Raw genomic sequence first — 18750 nt, 5'->3', positions numbered from 1 at the left:
GCTACGGCAGCACCGCGAAACCGTCGAGTTCGACCAGCGCCTGTTCGTCCCAGAGGCGGGCGGCGCCGACGACGGCCATCGCGGGATAGTCCCGGCCCGCCAACCGCCGCCAGACGCGGCCGAGTTCGGGGGCCCGGGCACGGTAGTCCGCGACATCGGTGGCGTAGACCGTGACCCGCGCGAGGTCGGCCGGGGTTCCCCCCGCGGCCCGCAAGGCCGTCAGCAGATTGGTCAGCGCCTTCTCGAACTGCTCCGGGAGGGTCTCGCCGACCACCTTCCCGTCCGTGTCCAGCGCGGTCTGGCCCGCCAGGAAGACCACGCGGGAGCCGGTGGCGACGACGGCGTGCGAGAAGCCGGTGGGCGGGGAGAGCTCGGGCGGGTTGACGCGCTCGGTGCTCACGGGACCTCCAGGCTCTCGACGCTCACGGGGCCTCCACCGACGCGTACAGCTCCTTGGCGATGACCGCCCGCTGGACCTCGCTGGCGCCTTCGTAGATACGGGGCGCGCGGACCTCCCGGTAGAGGTGTTCGAGGAGATGGCCGCGGCGCAGGGCACGGGCGCCGTGCAGCTGGACCGCCGCGTCGACCACGTACTGGGCCGTCTCGGTCGCCAGTAGCTTCGCCATCGCCGCGCGCCGTGGCACGTCCGGGGCCCCTTCGTCGTACGCCGCCGCCGCCGCGTAGACCATCAGGCGGGCCGCCTCCGTACGCAGCGCCATCTCGGCGACCTGGTGGGCCACCGTCTGCAGGTCCTTCAGCCTGCCGCCGAACGCCTCACGCGCGGCCGTGTGCGTGAGCGTCGCCGCGAGGGCCGCCCCCGCCATGCCGACCGCGAAGGCGCCCACGCTCGGACGGAAGAGGTTGAGGGTGTGCATCGCGACCCGGAAACCGCGGTCGGGCTCACCGAGCACGTCGTCCGCCGTCACCGGTACGGCGTCGAAGGCGAGGGCGCCGATGGGGTGCGGGGAGAGCATGTCGAGCGGGGTGCCGGTGAGGCCCGGCCGGTCGGCGGGCACCAGGAAGGCGGTGACGCCACGGGCTCCGGCGCCCGGGGTGGTCCGCGCGAACACGGTGTAGAAGTCGGCCTCGGGCGCGTTGGAGATCCAGCACTTCTCCCCACTGAGCCGCCAGCGCCCCCAGCCGTCACGTTCGGCGACGGGTGAGTCCTGCGGCTCGGCGCCGGGCGATGCCCGGCGCTCGGCAGCCGGCCGGACTCGAGGCTGGGCCACGTGCGGGGAACCGGGCTCCGCGGGCGCGGCTCCAGGGGCTGCGGATGAGGCTTCACGGGCCGCGGGCGAGGCTCCGGGGCGCGCCGATGAGGAACCGGACGCCCGCGGGCCGTCCCGGTCCGCGCGGAGCGCCAGCGCCGCCGCGTCCGAGCCCGCGCCCGGCTCGCTGAGCGCGAACGCGGCCACCGCGCTCCCGTCCGCGACCCGGGGCAGCCAGCGCTCGCGCTGCGCCCGGGTGCCGTACGCGTGCACCGGATGCGCGCCGAGGCCCTGCAGGGCGAGCGCGGTCTCGGCCTCGGTGCAGCCGTGCGCCAAAGACTCCCGCATCAGGCACAGATCCAGCGCGCCCGAGGTGAACAGGCGGGCGAGCAGCCCGAGCCGGCCCAACTCGGCGACAAGTTCACGGTTGACGTGACCCGGCTCGCCCTTCTCCGCCAGCGGGCGCAACCGCTCCTCGGCCAGCGCGCGCAGCTCGGCACACCAGGCGGTCTGTGCCGGATCGAGCGAGAATGCGGTCATTGCCGGTTCCCTCTCCGCCGTCGGACTGCGGAACCCCAGGCTATCGCGGGACGTTGACTGTCGTCACCAACACGATACGCTCCTTGTGCGAGCCGAGAGCACTGAGAGCTGAGCACCGAGAGCCACGAGCTGCGAGCCGAGCGCTGCGAGCCCACCACGACAAGGGGGCGATCCTCCATGGACGGCGACACCCTGGAGCCGACGACCTCGGCCCACGTCGACACCTTCGCCCGCGACCACCTCCCGCCCCCCGAGCAGTGGCCCGAGTTCCTCTTCGACCAGCCCGAGCTGCACTACCCCGAACGGCTGAACTGCGCCGCCGAACTCCTCGGCGACAAGCCACCGCAGCGCCCCGCCTTCCGCACGCCCTCCGGCGACCTGTGGACGTACGGGCACCTCCTCGCCCGGGTGGACCGGATCGCCCACGTCCTGACCACCGAGCTGGGCGTCGTGCCCGGCAACCGGGTGCTGCTGCGCGGGCCCACCACGCCCTGGCTCGCCGCGTGCTGGCTGGCGGTCCTGAAGGCGGGAGCGGTCGCCGTCACGGTGCTCGCCCAGCAGCGCCCGCACGAGCTGACCACCATGTGCGCCATCGCCCACGTCACCCACGCGCTGTGCGACGTACGGTCGGTCGACGACCTGGCGAAGGCGGAGATCCCGGGGCTGCGGATCACGACGTACGGCGGGGACGCGCCCGACGACCTGCTGCTGCGCATCACGGGCGCCCCGGACGAGCCGTTCACGGCGGTCGACACGGCCGCCGACGATGTCGCGCTGATCGCGTTCACCTCCGGCACCACCGGCCGCCCCAAGGGCTGTGCGCACTTCCACCGCGATGTGCTGGCCATAGCGGACACCTTCTCGAAGCATGTGCTGCGGCCGCACGAGGACGACGTCTTCACCGGCAGTCCCCCGCTGGGCTTCACGTTCGGGCTCGGCGGCCTCGTCGTCTTCCCGATGCGCGCAGGCGCCTGCTCCCTGCTGCTCGAACAGGCAGGCCCCAAGCAGCTGTTGCCCGCGATCACCGAGCACCGCGTCTCCGTGCTGTTCACCGCGCCGACCGCCTACCGGGCGATGCTGGCGGAGCTGGACGAGCACGACACGACCTCGCTGCGGCGCTGTGTCTCCGCGGGCGAGAACCTGCCCGCCGCGACCTGGCGGGCCTGGCACAGCCGCACCGGGCTGCGCATCATCAACGGCATCGGCGCCACCGAACTGCTGCACATCTTCATCTCCGCGGCCGACGAGCACATCCGCCCCGGGACGACGGGCGTCCCCGTACCGGGCTGGCAGGCGCGGGTGGTCGACGCCGAGGGGGCGCCGGTGCCGGACGGCGAGCCCGGACTGCTCGCGGTGCGCGGCCCGGTCGGCTGCCGCTATCTCGCCGACCCCCGGCAGCGGGAGTACGTGCGCGGCGGCTGGAACATCACCGGCGACACCTATGTGCGCGACCCCGACGGCTACTTCCGGTATGTCGCCCGCGCCGACGACATGATCGTCTCGGCGGGGTACAACATCGCCGGGCCCGAGGTCGAGGACGCCCTGCTGCGCCACCCGGACGTGGTCGAGACGGCCGTCGTGGGGCGGCCCGACGAGGCACGCGGGCAGGTCGTGGTGGCGTACGCGGTCCTCAGGGAGGGGGCGCGCAAGGACACCGAGGCGCTGCGCGCCTTCCTCAGGTCCGAGCTGGCGCCGTACAAATGCCCCCGCGAGTTCGTCTTCCTCGACGCGCTGCCGCGCACGGCGACGGGAAAGCTGCAACGCTTCCGGCTGCGTACGGACGTCCCGTCGGCGAGCGGGGAGACCCCGTCGGCGCCCGCGCCGGAGGGTGAGTTGTCCGCCGGCAGCGGTCCCAAGTGATCTTCGCGCACTAGAGTGATCAACGTGTCAGAGCAGCACGCCCCCCGGTCCCTCATCGTCACGTTCTACGGCGCGTACGGCCGTTTCATGTCCGGCCCCGTGCCGGTGGCCGAGTTGATCCGGCTCCTCGCCGCGGTCGGCGTCGACGCGCCCTCCGTACGCTCGTCGGTGTCCCGTCTCAAGCGCCGCGGACTGCTCGAACCGGCCCGTACGGCGGTGGGCGGCGCGGGGTACGCGCTGTCGCCGGACGCCCGTCAGCTGCTGGAGGACGGCGACCGGCGGGTGTACGCGACGGCGCCTCCCGAGGACGAGGGCTGGGTGCTCGCCGTCTTCTCCGTGCCGGAGTCCGAGCGGCAGAAGCGGCACGTACTGCGCTCACGCCTCGCCGGTCTCGGCTTCGGGACGGCGGCCCCCGGCGTCTGGCTCGCCCCCGCGCGGCTCTACGAGGAGACCCGGCACACCTTGGCGCGGCTGCGGCTCGACCCTTACGTGGAGCTGTTCCGCGGGGAACACCTGGGCTTCGCGGCGACGGCGGACGCGGTCGCGCGCTGGTGGGACCTGGCGGCGATCGCCAAGCAGCACGAGGCCTTCCTCGACCAGCACGCGACCGTGCTGCGCGACTGGCGGCGGCGCGCGGACACCCCTCCCGAGGAGGCGTACCGCGACTATCTGCTCGCCCTGGACACCTGGCGCCACCTCCCGTACGCCGACCCGGGGCTGCCCGCCGCGCTGCTGCCCGAGGACTGGCCGGGCGCCCGCTCGGCCGCCGTGTTCCGGGCGCTGCACGAGCGGCTGCGGGACACGGGGGCGACCTTCACCGAACCCACCGACGTGTGAGCGCCCAGGACGCCCAAGCAGCCCAAGACGCACAGGACCGCCCTTCGGCCGCTCTCAAGACCCCAGTGAGAGGCGGGGTTTGGGGGCGTCGGTGCGTCCGGTCTGCGGGCGGCGGCTGCCCGCGCGGTAGGGCCCCGGCCAGGCGGCGCCCGGACCCTCGTACCCCTGCTCGGCCGCCGCGTGCAGCGTCCAGTGCGGGTCGTAGAGATGCGGGCGGGCGAGTGCGCACAGGTCCGTACGCCCGGCCAGGATCAGGGAGTTGACGTCGTCCCACGAGGAGATCGCGCCGACGGCGATCACGGGGAGGCCGGTCTCGTGGCGGATCCGGTCGGCGAACGGGGTCTGGTACGAGCGGCCGTACTCGGGCTGTTCGTCGGCGACCACCTGCCCGGTCGACACATCGACCGCGTCGGCGCCGTGCGCCGCGAAGGCCCGGGCGATCGCCACGCCCTCGTCCCCGGTGTTGCCGCCCTCGGCCCAGTCGGTGGCGGAGATGCGGACGGTCATGGGCCGCTCCTCCGGCCACACGGCCCGTACGGCGTCGAAGACCTCCAGCGGGAAGCGCAGTCTGCGTTCCAGCGAGCCGCCGTAGGCGTCGGTGCGCCGGTTGGTGAGCGGTGAGAGGAAGCCGGAGAGCAGGTAGCCGTGGGCGCAGTGCAGTTCGAGGAGGTCGAAGCCGCAGCGGGCGGCACGCCAGGCGGCGGCCGCGAACTGCTCGCGGATGTCCGTGAGTTGGGCGCGGGACAGCTGCCGGGGGGTCTGGCTGCGCGGTCCGTACGGGATCGGGGAGGCGGCCACGAGCGGCCAGTTGCCCTCCTCCAGGGGCTCGTCGATGCCCTCCCACATCAGCTTCGTGGAGCCCTTGCGGCCGGAGTGGCCGAGCTGGAGGCCGATCGCGGTGCCGGGTGCCTGGGCGTGCACGAAGCGGATGATCCGCCGCCAGGACTCGGCCTGCCGGTGGGAGTAGAGGCCCGCGCAGCCGGGTGTGATGCGGCCCTCGGCGCTCACGCACACCATCTCGGTCATCACCAGGCCCGCGCCGCCCAGCGCCCGTGCGCCCAGGTGGACGAGATGGAAGTCGCCGGGGACGCCGTCCACGGCCGAGTACATGTCCATCGGTGAGACCACGACCCGGTTGCGCAGGGTCAGACCGCGCAGCCGGAACGGGGTGAACATCGGCGGTGTGCCGGGCGGGCAGCCGAACTCGCGCTCGACCGCCGCCGTGAAGTGCGCGTCGCGCAGCCGCAGGTTGTCGTGCGTGACGCGGCGGCTGCGGGTGAGGAGGTTGAAGGCGAACTGGCGGGCGGGCTGGTGGAGATACAGCCCCAGGTTCTCGAACCACTCCAGGCTGGCCCGCGCGGCCCGCTGGGTGGACGCGACGACGGGGCGCCGCTCCTCCTCGTACGCGGCGAGCGCCTCGTCGAGGGTGGGCCGCTCCTCCAGGCAGGCGGCCAGCGCGAGCGCGTCCTCGACGGCGAGCTTGGTGCCGGAGCCGATGGAGAAGTGGGCGGTGTGCGCGGCGTCGCCGAGGAGGACCAGGTTGCCGTGCGACCAGCGTTCGTTGACCACCGTACGGAAGGTGGTCCACGTCGACTTGTTGGACCGCAGCTGCCGCCCGCCGAGCGCGTCGGTGAAGATCTTGCCGCAGGCCTCGACGGACTCCTGTTCGTCGAGGTCCGCGAAACCGGCCGCCCGCCACACCTCTTCGCGCATCTCGACGATGACGGTGGAGGCGTCGGCCGCGTAGGGATAGCCGTGCAGCTGCATCACGCCGTGCTCGGTCTCGGCGATCTCGAAGCGGAAGGAGTCGAAGGCGAAGTCGGCCGCGAGCCAGATGTAGCGGCACCGGTGCTCCTCGACCGACGGTCCGAACACCTCCGCGTACGCCGCCCGGGTCGGGCTGTGCACCCCGTCGGCGGCGACGACCAGGTCGTACGCCGCCATCAGTTCGGCGACCGGCGGGGCCTCGGCCCGGAAGCGCAGCTCGACGCCGAGCGAGCGGCAGCGCTCGTGCAGGATCTCCAGGAGCCGGCGCCGGCCGAGCGCCGCGAAGCCGTGGCCTCCGGAGGTGTTGCGCACGCCCCGGTGCACGACGTCGATGTCGTCCCAGCGCACGAACTCGTCCTGGAGCGCCGCGTACACGACCGGGTCGGCGTGCTCGATCCCGCCGAGCGTCTCGTCGGAGAGCACGACACCGAAGCCGAAGGTGTCGTCGGGGGCGTTGCGCTCCCAGACGGTGACCTCGCGGTCCGGATCGAGGCGCTTGAGAAGCGCGGCGGCGTACAGCCCGCCGGGACCGCCGCCGATGACGGCGACGCGCACGGACGCGCACGGCCGGGCCGGCACGGCTATCGCCCCCGCCACTTCGGCGCGCGCTTCTCCGTGAACGCCGCATGGAACTCGGCGTAGTCCTCGCCGGTCATCAGGAGGGCCTGGGTCGAGGCGTCGAGCTCGACGGAGGCGGCGAGTGGCATGTCCAGTTCGGCGGTGAGCAGGCCCTTGGTCTGGGCGTACGCGAGGGCCGGGCCCTCGGCCAGGCGGCGGGCCAGCCGCTGGGCGGCCTCGTCCGCGCTGCCCTCGTCGGCCAGCTCGCTGATCAGGCCGATCCGCTCGGCCTCGGGCGCGCGCACCGGTTCGCCGAGCATCAGCAGCCGGGTCGCGTGGCCGAGCCCGACGACCCTGGGCAGCAGATAGGCGGCGCCCATGTCGCCGCCGGACAGTCCGACGCGGGTGAAGAGGAAGGCGAACCGGGCGCTCGGGTCGGCCACCCGGAAGTCGGCGGCCAGGGCAAGGACGGCTCCGGCGCCCGCCGCGACCCCGTGCACCGCCGCGATCACCGGGAACGGGCACTCCCGTACGGCCCGCACGACCTGTCCGGTCATCCGGTTGAAGTCCAGGAGCTGGGCGGTGTCCATGGACAGGGTCGCGCCGATGATCTCGTCGACGTCGCCGCCGGAGCAGAAGCCGCGTCCCTCCCCCGCCAGCACCAGCGCCCGTACCGCCCGCTCACGGGAGAGCTCGGCGAGCAGATCACGCAGGTCGGCGTAGGCGCCGAAGGTGAGGGCGTTGAGTTTCTCGGGGCGGGCCAGGGTGACCGTGGCGACTCCGTCGGCGACCTCGCACCTCAGATGCTGCCAGTCGGAGGTGCGGGCGGCGGAGCCGGTGAAGGGACTCATGACGGGCGGCCTCCTCGGACGGGGGCGGCGGTCCGCGCCCCAGGGCGCTGGACAGCGGTCGTCGTTACTCCACGAAGTTATCACCAGTCTGTGACTGTCGTCACGACCACGCAATAACCCGGTCGTGAAGTGACCGTTTCCCGTCACCGGGTCACGGGTTCTCGATAGCCCCGTAACGACAGGCGCACCTCGCGGGAGGCGGGGAGTTGAGCTGGGTACGCAGCCTCATGCCGAGCCGAACGCCCTGGGAGGGCGCCCACCGAATGTCCTGGAAAAGTGCCCGCCGGACGCCTCTGTCCGGTCGCGCCGTACCATTCCTCACGTTGAAAGCAGGACAGCCTGCTCCATGAACGGACCCACCTTGCACGACACCCCCGCCCCCGCCTCCTGGCGCATCGCGCTGCCGCACACCTCCGCGGCCGTGCCGGTCGCCCGTGCCCTGGTCCGCACCGCGCTGGCCGAGCTGAAGCACGCGGCCGACAGCGACACCGCGGAACTGCTCACCGCGGAACTGGTCGCCAACGCCGTGGAGCACACCGCGGGCGACGGCCCCATAGAGCTGGTCGTGGAGCTGATGCCGACCGGCTGTCAGGTCGAGGTGCACGACCCGGACCCCGCGCCGCCCGACAACCTCACGGTCCCGGAGCCGCCCGGTGAGCCCGACCCCTGGCAGGAGCACGGGCGCGGCCTCCTCCTGATCCGCACCCTCAGCTCCTCCTGCGGTCACCGCCCCGCCGGCTCCGGCAAGGCGGTCTGGTTCAGACTGCCTGTGGTGCCCGCTCAGCGGCGTCCGGCGTGACCCCGGCGCCGGGAACGACCCCGGCTGCCGCTGCGGCTGCGGCTGCGGCTGCGGCTGCGGCCAGCCGGGAGTTGCGGCGCCCGTAGAGCACGTACACGAGGAAGCCGGCCGCCAGGAAGCACACGAACTGGATCCAGGTCGTCCAGCCCGTCTCGTACATCAGATACAGACAGAAGCCGATGCCGAGCAGCGGCACCACGGGGTAGAGCGGCACCCGGAACGTCCTGGCGAGACCCGGTTCCCGGCGCCGCAGCGCGATCACCGCGACATTGACGGCGGCCATGGTGGCGAGCGTGCCGATCGTCGTCAGGTTGACGACGGCGTCGAGCGGGGCGAAGGCCGCCGGGACGGCGAAGACGATCGCGACGATCAGGGTTCCCGCGACCGGTGTCGAGGTCCTCGGCGAGATCTTCTCGAAGACGCGCGGCACGAGCCCGTCGCGGGACATGGACATGAGGATGCGGGTCTGTCCGTACATCACCGCGAGCACGACCGAGGCGATGGCGACGACCGCTCCGAACGCGACGACCCCGGCGCCGACCGTGGAGCCGGTGACCACGTTGACGACGTAGGACAGCGCCGCGGGCCGCCCGGCGACCGCGTCGCCGCCGACGGCACCGATCGCCGCGAGGGCCACCGCGCAGTACAGCAGGGTGACCAGACCGATGCAGACCAGAATGGCGATCGGGATGTTGCGGCGGGGGTCCTTGGCCTCCTCGCCGGCCGTGGTGATCGCGTCGAAGCCGATGTACGAGAAGAAGGCCGCCGTGGTGCCCGCGCCGATGCCGCCGAGCCCGGCCGGGGAGAACGGCGTGAGGTTGCCGTGCTTGAAGGCGCTGAACCCGATCGCGCAGAAGGCGACGAGCACGACGAGCTTCAGCACGGCCATGGCCGCGGTCGCCCGGGCGCTCTCGCGCACCCCGCGGATCAGCAGGACCGAGGCCAGCGCGATCACGATGATCGCGGGAAGGTTGACGATCCCGCCGTCGGACGGGCCGGCCGAGAGCGCGGCGGGCAGCTGCACGCCCGTGAGGCTGTGCAGCAGTTCGTTGACGTACTGGCTCCAGCCGACCGCCACGGCCGACACGGAGACGCCGTACTCCAGGAGCAGGCACCAGCCGACGAGGAAGGCCGTACCCTCGCCCAGTCCCGCGTAGGCGAAGGAGTACGAGGACCCGGAGACCGGGATCGCGCCGCCGAGCTCGGCGAAGGAGAACGCGGTGAAGACGCAGGTGACCGCCGCGAGGATGAACGACACGACCACGGCGGGTCCGGCCTGCGCGACCGAGTCGGAGAGTCCGACGAAGATCCCGGTGCCGACGATCGCGCCGACGCCGAAGCAGATGAGCTGGAAGAGGCCCATGGTCCGCTTGAGGCCGTGACCTTCACGGTCGGCGCCTGATTCGGCCATCAGCAGCTGGGGGGACTTGATGCGTGGAGCGGACATGCGGGTGGTGCTCATTTCCGGTGGTGCGGGGTGCGACGGGGTCGGTCGCGCGGCGGTCACGGACGGGGTGGCTCCGGACCGCCGGTCAGGATAAGGCCTGCGGAGACGTCCGTCAGGCCAGGACCTCGGGGATTCCCGGTCGGCCCAGCGTGGCGACCATGATCGCCTTGATGGTGTGCAGCCGGTTCTCGGCCTCGTCGAAGACGACCGAGTGCGCCGACTCGAACACCTCGTCGGTGACCTCCAGCGAGTCGAGGCCGTGGGTCTCGTGGATCTCCCGGCCGACCTTGGTGCCCAGGTCGTGGAAGGCCGGCAGGCAGTGCAGGAACTTCACGTCCGGGTTGCCGGTGGCGCGCAGCACGTCCATGGTCACGGCGTACGGGGACAGCGCGGTGATGCGCTCGTCCCACACCTCCTTGGGCTCGCCCATCGAGACCCAGACGTCGGTGGCGACGAAGTCTGCGCCCTGGACGCCCTCGCCGAGGTGCTCGGTGAGGGTGATGCGCCCGCCGTTGCCCTCGGCCAGCTTGCGGGCCCCGGCGACGATCTCCTCGGCGGGCCAGTAGGCCTGTGGGGCGACGATCCGGACGTCCATGCCGAGGAGCGCGCCGGTGACCAGGTAGGAGTTGCCCATGTTGAAACGGGCGTCACCCAGGTAGGCGAAGGCGATCTCACCGAGCGGCTTGTCGCAGTGCTCGGTCATGGTGAGCACGTCGGCGAGCATCTGGGTGGGGTGCCAGTCGTCGGTCAGGCCGTTGTAGACGGGCACTCCGGCGTACGCGGCCAGCTCCTCGACGGAGGCCTGGCTGTCACCCCGGTACTCGATCGCGTCGAACATCCGGCCGAGCACACGCGCGGTGTCCTTCACGGACTCCTTGTGGCCCATCTGCGAACCGGACGGGTCCAGATACGTCGTCGACGCGCCCTGGTCCGCGGCGGCGACCTCGAACGCGCAGCGCGTGCGGGTCGAGGTCTTCTCGAAGATCAGCGCGATGTTCCTGCCCCGCAGGTACTGCGTCTCGGCCCCGGCCTTCTTGGCCGCCTTGAGCTCGGCGGCCAGCTCGACCAGACCGCGGAACTCCTCCTCGGTGAAGTCCAGCTCCTTGAGGAAGTGGCGTCCGGCGAGGGCGGTCGGGACTGTCGCCATGGGGGCGCTCCAGAGGTACGGGGACGGGGGCGAACAAGGGAACGAATGCAAGTCTATACGATCGCCGACATTTCTATACGTGACTTCTTGGGCGCCCTTGCGATCGGCGCCCCTTCAGGGGCGTGGGGAACTGCGCGCCCAGCCACACACCACCCCGCACCCGGCATCAAACCCCCACCCCGTCCCTCTCCACCGGACAGCTCATGCACCGAGGCCCACCCCGCCCCCGCCCCAGCTCACTCCCCGGAATCTCGATCACCTCAATCCCCTGCTTGCGCAGATGCGTGTTGGTGGTCACGTTCCGCTCGTAAGCGACGACGACCCCAGGCTCCACCGCGAGGACATTGCACCCGTCGTCCCACTGCTCCCGCTCCGCCGCATGCACATCCTGCGTCGCGGTCAGCACCCGGATCTCGCTCAACCCCAGCGCCGCCGCGATCGCCCGGTGCATGTGCTCCGGCGGATGGTCGGTGACCTTCAGCTCCTTGTCCTCCGAGCCCGGTTCGATGGTGTACGAGCGGAGCATGCCGAGCCCCGCGTACTGGGTGAAGGTGTCACCGTCGACCATCGTCATCACGGTGTCGAGGTGCATGAGGGCCCGCCGCTTGGGCATGTCGAGCGCCACGATCGTACGGGCCGACCCGGCGGCGAACAGCTTGTGCGCGAGCATCTCGACGGCCTGCGGCGTCGTCCGCTCACTCATGCCGATGAGCACCGCGCCGTTGCCGATGACGAGCACGTCCCCGCCCTCGATGGTGGACGGATAGTCCGCCTGCCCCTCCGACCAGAGGTTGAAGCCCTCGTCCCGGAAGAGCGGATGATGCCGGTAGATCGCCTCGAAGTGCACGGTCTCCCGCTGCCGCGCGGGCCAGCGCATGGCGTTGATGGAGACCCCGTCGTAGATCCAGGCGGAGGTGTCCCGGGTGAAGAGGTGATTGGGGAGCGGGCCGAGGAGGAAGTCGTCGAGGTCCATGACGTGGAAGCGCACGGAGGTCGGCTCCAGGTGCGCGTCCAGGAACTCCCGCTTGGTCATCCCGCCGACCAGCGCGGCCGCCAGTTCCGGAGCGGGCAGGGTCTCGAAGGCCGCCCGGAGGTGGTCGGTGGCGAGCGGCCCGTACTCCTTCTCGTCGAAGACCCGGTCCAGGACGAGCGATCTGGCCGCCGGGATCTCCAGGGCCTCGGTGAGCAGGTCGCCGAAGAGATGGACGGTGACCCCGCGGTCGCGCAACACGTCCGCGAACCCGTCGTGCTCCGCCCGGGCCCGGCGCACCCACAGCACATCGTCGAAGAGCAGCGCGTCCTTGTTGCTGGGGGTGAGCCTCTTGAGCTCGAGGTCGGGTCTGTGCAGGATGACGCGGCGCAGCCGCCCGGCCTCGGAGTCGACGTGGAATCCCATGCCTCCATCCTGACCATCCGGACGCCTGTTCACCCGCGGATCGACGGGAGACGGGCGAGTTGATTTCGTCCCCTTGACGATAAGGGCCCCTCTTCGTTATCGTCACTACGACGACAAAAGCGCATCACAGCGGGTCGCCGGGATCGCCCGGCGACGAGGGGGGTACCCATGGCCGACATCACCCGGCGTCTCGGCTGGCGCCATCTGCGCGGGGCGCCGACCGCCCATGTCCGGCACCACCGGTCGGGCCGGCTGGTGCACGACGGCCCCGGGCTCAGCTTCTGGTACCGCTCCCTGACCGCCACGCTCTCCGAAGTCCCGGTCGACGACCGCGAGTTGGCGATGACCTTCCACGCCCGCACGTCCGACTTCCAGGACGTCGCGGTGCAGGCGACCGTCACCTACCGGATCGTCGATCCCGGGGTCGCGGCCGCGCGGCTCGACTTCTCCATCGACCCCGACACCGGCTCCTGGCGCGGCGCGCCCCTCGAACAGCTGGGTTCGCTGCTGACCGAGACAGCCCAGCAGCACGCGCTGGACGTACTGGCCCGTACGCCGCTGGCGGCGGCCCTGGTGGACGGCGTCGCGTCGGTACGGGAGCGGATCGCGGGCGGGCTCGCCGCCGAACCCCGGCTGCCCGCGACGGGGATCGAGGTGGTGGCCGTACGGGTCGTCGCGCTGCGCCCGGAACCCGAGGTGGAGCGGGCCCTGCGCACTCCCGCCCGCGAGCAGATCCAGCAGGAGGCGGACAAGGCGACGTACGAACGCCGGGCCGTCGCCGTCGAGCGGGAGCGGGCGATCGCCGAGAACGAGCTCGCCAGCCAGATCGAACTCGCCCGGCGCGAGGAGCAGTTGGTCGACCAGCGCGGCACCAACGCGCGGCGCGAGGCGGAGGAGCACGCGGCGGCGGACGCGGTGCGGGCCGGGGCGGAGGCGGCGCGGACCGTGCGGCTCGCGGAGGCGGAGGGCATCCGGACGGTACAGCTCGCCAAGGCCGAGGCCACGGCCGCGCGGGAGGTCGGCGAGGCGCGCGCCGCGGCGCAGGCCGCCTGGCTGAGGGTCCACGGGGACGTGGACGTCGCCACGCTGCACGCCCTGACGGGCACGCGGCTCGCGGAGAACCTGCCCCGTATCGACAGTGTCACGGTGTCGCCGGACGTCCTGACGGGCCTGCTCGCGCGGCTGGGCAACGGGGCCGCCGGGGGGCCGAAGCTGTGAGTCTCGCGCCCCGGGTCGTCCTCGTCCATCGCACCACGGAGTACGAGGAGTTGGTGGCCCGGCACGGGACGCACGGGCAGGCGGCGTTCTTCCTCTCCTCCCGGGGGCGGGACATCGAGGAGGTGGCACAGCGGCACCGGAGGGCGCGGGAGGCGCTGACGGAGGTGGTGTCGGCGGTGCCGCTGACCTGGCGTCAAGCGCGCGTCGAGCGGGGCGACCTGGACCGTTTTCTCTTCGCCCCGGAGGACGTGGTGGTCGTGGTCGGGCAGGACGGCCTGGTGGCGAACGTGGCCAAGTACCTGTCCGGACAGCCGGTGGTGGGGATCGACACCGACCCCGGGCGGAACCCGGGGGTGCTCGTGCGGCACCGGCCGCGCGACGCGGGCGCGCTGCTCGCCGCGGCGCGCGGGGGCCGGGCCGACGAGCTGACCATGGTCGAGGCGGTCGCGGACGACACGCAGCGGCTCCTCGCCCTCAATGAGATCTATCTCGGAACCGCGAGCCATCAGACGGCCCGCTATCGGCTGGGGCTCGACGAGTACGGGGGTGCCGTCGAGCCCCAGGCCTCCTCCGGGGTCCTGGTCGGCACCGGGACGGGCGCCAGCGGCTGGCTCCGCTCGGTGTGGCAGGAGCGGGGCGGTGAGCTGCCGCTGCCAGGGCCCGCGGAGGAACGCCTTCTCTGGTTCGTCCGCGAGGCCTGGCCGTCGCCGGCCACCGGCACGTCCCTCGTCTCCGGCACCCTCACCGCCTCCGCCCGCCTCTCCCTCACCGTCGAGTCCGACCGCCTCATCGCGTTCGGGGACGGCATGGAGGCCGATGCGGTGGAGTTGGTATGGGGGCAGACGGTACGGGTGGGGGTGGCGGGGGTGAGGTTGCGCCTGGTGAGCTGACAAACGCCGGACGACTCCATGCTTTTAGGGGCGCGGGGAACTGCGCGCCCAGCCCCCACCGCCCCGCAGCCGAAGAACGGCTACAGACGTGGGTCCACCGGCTCCGACTCCAGCGCCAACACCCCGAACACAGCCTCATGCACCCGCCACAACGGCTCCCCCTCCGCCAGCCGATCCAACGCCTCCAGCCCCAGCGCGTACTCCCGAAGCGCAAGCGACCGCTTGTGGTTCAGGAACCGCCCCCGCAGCCGGGCGAGGTTCTCAGGACGCGTGTACTCCGGACCGTAGATGATCCGCAGATACTCCCGGCCCCGGCACTTGACGCCGGGCTGGACAAGACGTCCCTGTCCGCCCTGCACCACCGCCCCGACCGGCTTGACGACCATGCCCTCACCCCCACGCCCGGTCATCTCCAGCCACCAGTCCACCCCGCCCCGCACGGACTCCGCGTCCCCGGTGTCCACGAACAACCGCCGAGTCGTCTGCAGCAACCCACTCCCGTCGTGCTCGACCAGCCGGTCGATGAGCGCGAGCTGCTCGTCGTGCGGCAACGCGGCGAGAGCGCGGCCCTGGACGGCGAGGATCTGGAAGGGAGCGAGCCGCACCCCCTCCAGCCCGTCCGTCGGCCAGCAGTACCTCCGGTACGCCTCGGTGAACGCCGCCGCGTCGGCGGCCCGCTCCCGCTGCTTGCCGAGCAGCTCCCGGACGTCGACCCCACGCTCCGCGGCCCCTTCGAGCGCGGCCAGCGCCCCCGGGAACGCTGCCCCGGCCGCGGCACCGACCGCCGCGTACTGGCTGCGCAGCAACCCGGACGCCTTGAGCGACCACGGCATCAACTCGGCGTCGAGCAGCAGCCAGTCCGTGCGCAGTTCCTCCCACAGACCGGCCGCTGTCACGGCTTCCCGCAGTCGCCCGAGGATCTCCTCGGTGACGGCGGAGTCGTCGAAGAAGGGCCGGCCGGTACGGGTGTACAGCGCCCCCGTGGGCCCCTCCGCGACGCCGAACCGCTCCCGCGCCACCCCCGCGTCCCGGCAGACCAGCGCCACCGCCCGCGACCCCATGTGCTTCTCCTCGCACACGACGCGGGCGACGCCGTCCTCCTTGTACTGGGCGAAGGCCTCGGCGGGGTGTTCGAGGTAGCCCTCCACCTGGGAGGTCGCCGTGGGAGCCATCGTCGGCGGGAGGTAGGGCAGCAGGCGCGGGTCGACCGCGAACCGGCTCATGACCTCGAGGGCCGCCGCCGCGTTCTCCTCACGCACCGACACCCGCCCGGCGTACCGCGTCTCGACGACCCGCCGTCCGTGCACGTCGGCGAGGTCGAGCGGCCGCCCCTCGTGTCCGCCGGGTGCCTCGGAGGCCAGCGGCCTCGCCGGCTCGTACCAGACCCGTTCGGCCGGTACGTCGACGAGCTCGCGCTCCGGCCAGCGCAACGCGGTGAGCTTGCCGCCGAACACGGCACCGGTGTCGAGGCAGATGGTGTTGTTCAGCCAGGTGGCCGTGGGGACCGGGGTGTGACCGTAGACGACGGCCGCCCGGCCCCGGTAGTCCTCCGCCCACGGATAGCGCACCGGCAGCCCGAACTCGTCCGTCTCCCCGGTCGTGTCGCCGTACAGCGCGTGCGAGCGCACCCGGCCCGACGTGCGGCCGTGGTACTTCTCGGGCAGTCCGGCGTGGCAGACGACGAGCCGCCCGCCGTCCAGGACGTAGTGGCTGACCAGCCCGTCGACGAACTCCCGCACCAGCGCGCGGAACTCCCCGCTCTCGCCGTCCATCTGCTCGATGGTCTCGGCCAGCCCGTGGGAGTGCTGGACCTTGCGGCCCTTGAGATAACGGCCGAACTTGTTCTCGTGGTTGCCCGGCACGCACAGCGCGTCGCCGGCCGCGACCATGGACATCACGCGACGCAGAACTCCGGGCGTGTCCGGGCCGCGGTCGACGAGGTCGCCGACGAAGACGGCCGTACGGCCCTGCGGGTGCGCGCCGTCGACGTAACCGAGCTTGCCGAGCAGGGTCTCCAACTCCGAGGCACAGCCGTGGATGTCGCCGATGATGTCGAAGGGGCCGGTGAGGTGGGTCAGGTCGTTGAACCGCTTCTCCGTCCGCACCTCGGCGCTCTCGATCTCCGCCACGCCCCGCAGGACGTGCACCTTGCGGAATCCCTCACGCTCCAAGTGCCGTAGCGAACGGCGGAGTTCACGGGTGTGACGCTGGATGACGCGGCGCGGCATGTCGGCACGGTCGGTGCGGGAGGCGTTGCGTTCGGCGCATACCTCCTCCGGCACGTCGAGCACGATCGCGATGGGCAGCACATCGTGCTTCTTGGCGAGTTCGATCAGCTGGCGGCGGCTCTCCTGCTGGACGTTCGTGGCGTCCACGACGGTGCGCCGGCCGGCCGCGAGCCGCTTGCCCGCGATGTAGTGGAGGACGTCGAAGGCGTCGCCGCTGGCGCTCTGGTCGTTCTCGTCGTCGGCGACCAGGCCGCGGCAGAAGTCGCTGGAGATGACCTCGGTCGGCCTGAAGTGCCGGCGGGCGAAGGTGGACTTGCCGGAGCCGGACGCGCCGATCAGGACGACGAGGGAGAGGTCGGTGACGGGCAGGGTGCGCCCCTGGTTGGTGTCGTCGCCGGTCATGCGGCCTTCTCCTCCTTCGTGGTGGTCGGGGCGGTGGCGAGGGTGAAGACGGCCATCTGGGTCGGCGGACCGACCTCCGGGTCGTCGGGGCCGACGGGCGTGAACTCGACCTCGTATCCGTGCCGCCCGGCCACCTGGTGGGCCCAGGTCCAAAACTCCGCCCGGGTCCACTCGAACCGGTGGTCGCCATGGCGGGAGTGTCCGGCCGGGAGGCTCTCCCAGCGGACGTTGTACTCGACGTTCGGCGTCGTCACCAGGACCGTACGCGGCCGGGCCGAACCGAAGACGGCGTACTCCAGGGCGGGCAGCCGGGGCAGGTCGAGGTGCTCGACGACCTCGCTGAGCACGGCGGCGTCGTACCCCTTGAGGCGGTTGTCGGTGTACGCGAGCGAACCCTGGAAGAGCCGCACGCGCGCGGCCTGCCGCTCGCCCATCCGGTCCAGCTTGAGCCGCCGTGAGGCGATGGTGAGCGCGCGTATCGACACATCGACACCGACGATCTCGGTGAACCGCACGTCCTTGAGCAGCGCCTGCACCAGCTGTCCCTGCCCGCACCCGAGGTCGAGCACGCGGGCGGCGCCGGACGCGTGCAGCGCGGCGAGGATGGCGTCCCGGCGCTGGACGGCGAGCGGGATCGGCTTCTCCTCCGTGTCCGCCTCCTCGTCGACCGCGTTGTCGATCTCCTCGACCTCGGTGTCGTCGGCCTCCGCGAGCCGTACGAGCTCCAGCCGCTCCATCGCCTCCCGCGTCAGCGACCAGCGGCGCGAGAGGTACCGGTCGGCGATCAGCCGCTGCTCGGGGTGGTCCGGCAGCCAGCCCTCGCCCGCCCGCAGCAGCTTGTCGACCTCGTCGGACGACACCCAGTAGTGCTTGGCGTCGTCGAGCACCGGAAGCAGCACGTAGAGGTGGCGCAGGGCTTCGGCGAGCGTCAGGCCCGACGCCTCCAGTTCCAGGCGTACGTAGCGGGAGTCGCCCCACTCGGGGAACTTCGCGTCCAGCGCCACGGCCTCGGCCGTCACCGTCCACCCGAGCGGCTCGAACAGCTTGCGTACGAGGTCGGCGCCGCCCCTGGCGGGAAGCGCGGGCACCTCGATCCGGAGCGGCAGCGGGCGCGCGGGCAGGTCCGGCTTCGCCGCGCACCGGCCCTTCATCGCGCTGGAGAACACCGCGCTCAGCGCCACGGCGAGCAGGGACGAGGCGGCGTAAGGGCGGTCGTTGACGTACTGCGCGAGCGCGGCGTCGGGTGCGCCGCCGCGGCCCTTGCCCTTGCCCTTGCCGCGCCGGACCAGCGCCACCGCGTCGACCTCCAGCAACAGCGCGGCCGTGCACCGCTCGACGGACGCCTCGGGGTAGAGGACGTGCGCCGTGCCGTAGGAGGTCGAGAACACCTGCGCGTTGTCGGGATGCTTGTGCAGCAAGAAGCCGAGGTCGGTGGCGGGGCGCTCTGGGGTACCGGTGGTACTGATCGTCAGGAACACTGAAATCTGCCTCGAAACATCTTCTGAGCTGTGCATACCTCACATGCGCCGAGCGCCGGTGAACCACAGCGGGGGGAGAGCGCGCCGGGGATCACTACTCCCGGCCTGTCGTCGGCGCGCCCGC

General features: G+C 72.2%; 14 protein-coding genes. 5 read left to right on the top strand and 9 right to left on the bottom strand.

Features of this window, described 5'->3' with window-relative positions; all coding sequences use genetic code 11:
- Position 1: 1 nt before the first annotated feature.
- Together ACIQTP_RS13115 and ACIQTP_RS13110 are read right to left on the bottom strand one after the other, a co-directional pair.
- Positions 2–400 (bottom strand): RidA family protein, encoded by a 399-nt coding sequence (locus ACIQTP_RS13115; protein ID WP_389599874.1) that lies wholly within the window; start codon positions 398–400, stop codon positions 2–4.
- A 22-nt stretch (positions 401–422) separates the two neighbouring features.
- Entirely contained in the window at positions 423–1748 is a 1326-nt protein-coding gene (locus ACIQTP_RS13110) for an acyl-CoA dehydrogenase family protein (protein ID WP_403399288.1), read from the bottom strand.
- A gap of 177 nt (positions 1749–1925) precedes the next feature.
- On the opposite strand from ACIQTP_RS13110, the gene ACIQTP_RS13105 reads away from it, so the two are divergent.
- The gene (locus ACIQTP_RS13105) at positions 1926–3608 is read left to right on the top strand and encodes an AMP-binding protein (protein WP_403399286.1); all 1683 of its coding nucleotides are present in this window, start codon (positions 1926–1928) and stop codon (positions 3606–3608) included.
- 15 nt (positions 3609–3623) lie between these two features.
- The gene (locus tag ACIQTP_RS13100) at positions 3624–4445 is read left to right on the top strand and encodes a PaaX family transcriptional regulator C-terminal domain-containing protein (RefSeq protein ID WP_403399284.1); all 822 of its coding nucleotides are present in this window, start codon (positions 3624–3626) and stop codon (positions 4443–4445) included.
- Between the two features lie 54 nt (positions 4446–4499).
- On the opposite strand, the gene ACIQTP_RS13095 is transcribed toward ACIQTP_RS13100, so the two are convergent.
- Together ACIQTP_RS13095 and ACIQTP_RS13090 are read right to left on the bottom strand one after the other, a co-directional pair.
- On the bottom strand, positions 4500–6809 hold the full coding sequence (locus ACIQTP_RS13095; RefSeq protein ID WP_403399282.1) for a bifunctional salicylyl-CoA 5-hydroxylase/oxidoreductase: 2310 nt from the start codon (positions 6807–6809) through the stop codon (positions 4500–4502).
- Positions 6794–7621, bottom strand: coding sequence for an enoyl-CoA hydratase family protein (locus tag ACIQTP_RS13090; protein ID WP_403399280.1), 828 nt, complete (start codon positions 7619–7621; stop codon positions 6794–6796). Before ACIQTP_RS13090 ends, ACIQTP_RS13095 begins: the two co-directional genes overlap by 16 nt.
- 346 nt (positions 7622–7967) lie before the next feature.
- Here ACIQTP_RS13090 and ACIQTP_RS13085 point away from each other — a divergent pair, with 346 nt between their 5' ends.
- Positions 7968–8420 (top strand): ATP-binding protein, encoded by a 453-nt coding sequence (locus ACIQTP_RS13085; RefSeq protein WP_403399278.1) that lies wholly within the window; start codon positions 7968–7970, stop codon positions 8418–8420.
- Here the strand turns inward: ACIQTP_RS13085 and ACIQTP_RS13080 are convergent.
- From ACIQTP_RS13080 to ACIQTP_RS13070, 3 genes are all read right to left on the bottom strand, one after another.
- Positions 8380–9867, bottom strand: coding sequence for an amino acid permease (locus ACIQTP_RS13080; protein WP_403399276.1), 1488 nt, complete (start codon positions 9865–9867; stop codon positions 8380–8382). The genes ACIQTP_RS13085 and ACIQTP_RS13080 overlap by 41 nt on opposite strands.
- A gap of 112 nt (positions 9868–9979) precedes the next feature.
- Positions 9980–11014: an ornithine carbamoyltransferase gene (gene argF / locus ACIQTP_RS13075; protein ID WP_403399274.1), complete on the bottom strand. Its 1035-nt coding sequence runs from the start codon at positions 11012–11014 to the stop codon at positions 9980–9982.
- A gap of 166 nt (positions 11015–11180) precedes the next feature.
- Complete coding sequence (locus tag ACIQTP_RS13070; protein ID WP_402038525.1) at positions 11181–12410, bottom strand: arginine deiminase; 1230 nt, start codon at positions 12408–12410, stop codon at positions 11181–11183.
- Positions 12411–12578: 168 nt separating this feature from the next.
- Here ACIQTP_RS13070 and ACIQTP_RS13065 point away from each other — a divergent pair, with 168 nt between their 5' ends.
- Complete coding sequence (locus tag ACIQTP_RS13065) at positions 12579–13628, top strand: SPFH domain-containing protein (protein ID WP_403399272.1); 1050 nt, start codon at positions 12579–12581, stop codon at positions 13626–13628.
- Positions 13625–14518 (top strand): hypothetical protein, encoded by an 894-nt coding sequence (locus ACIQTP_RS13060; protein WP_403399269.1) that lies wholly within the window; start codon positions 13625–13627, stop codon positions 14516–14518. The genes ACIQTP_RS13065 and ACIQTP_RS13060 overlap by 4 nt, the downstream gene beginning before the upstream one ends.
- 80 nt (positions 14519–14598) lie before the next feature.
- On the opposite strand, the gene ACIQTP_RS13055 is transcribed toward ACIQTP_RS13060, so the two are convergent.
- Entirely contained in the window at positions 14599–17148 is a 2550-nt protein-coding gene (locus ACIQTP_RS13055) for a polynucleotide kinase-phosphatase (RefSeq protein ID WP_403399266.1), read from the bottom strand.
- Positions 17145–18626 (bottom strand): 3' terminal RNA ribose 2'-O-methyltransferase Hen1, encoded by a 1482-nt coding sequence (locus ACIQTP_RS13050; protein WP_403399264.1) that lies wholly within the window; start codon positions 18624–18626, stop codon positions 17145–17147. Before ACIQTP_RS13050 ends, ACIQTP_RS13055 begins: the two co-directional genes overlap by 4 nt.
- Positions 18627–18750 lie beyond the last annotated feature (124 nt).

This window comes from Streptomyces sp. NPDC090798, assembly GCF_044768965.1.
GTDB lineage: Bacteria > Actinomycetota > Actinomycetes > Streptomycetales > Streptomycetaceae > Streptomyces.
The sequence above is the reverse complement of the archived record's forward strand: the minus strand, read 5'-3'. Positions and strand labels throughout refer to the sequence as shown.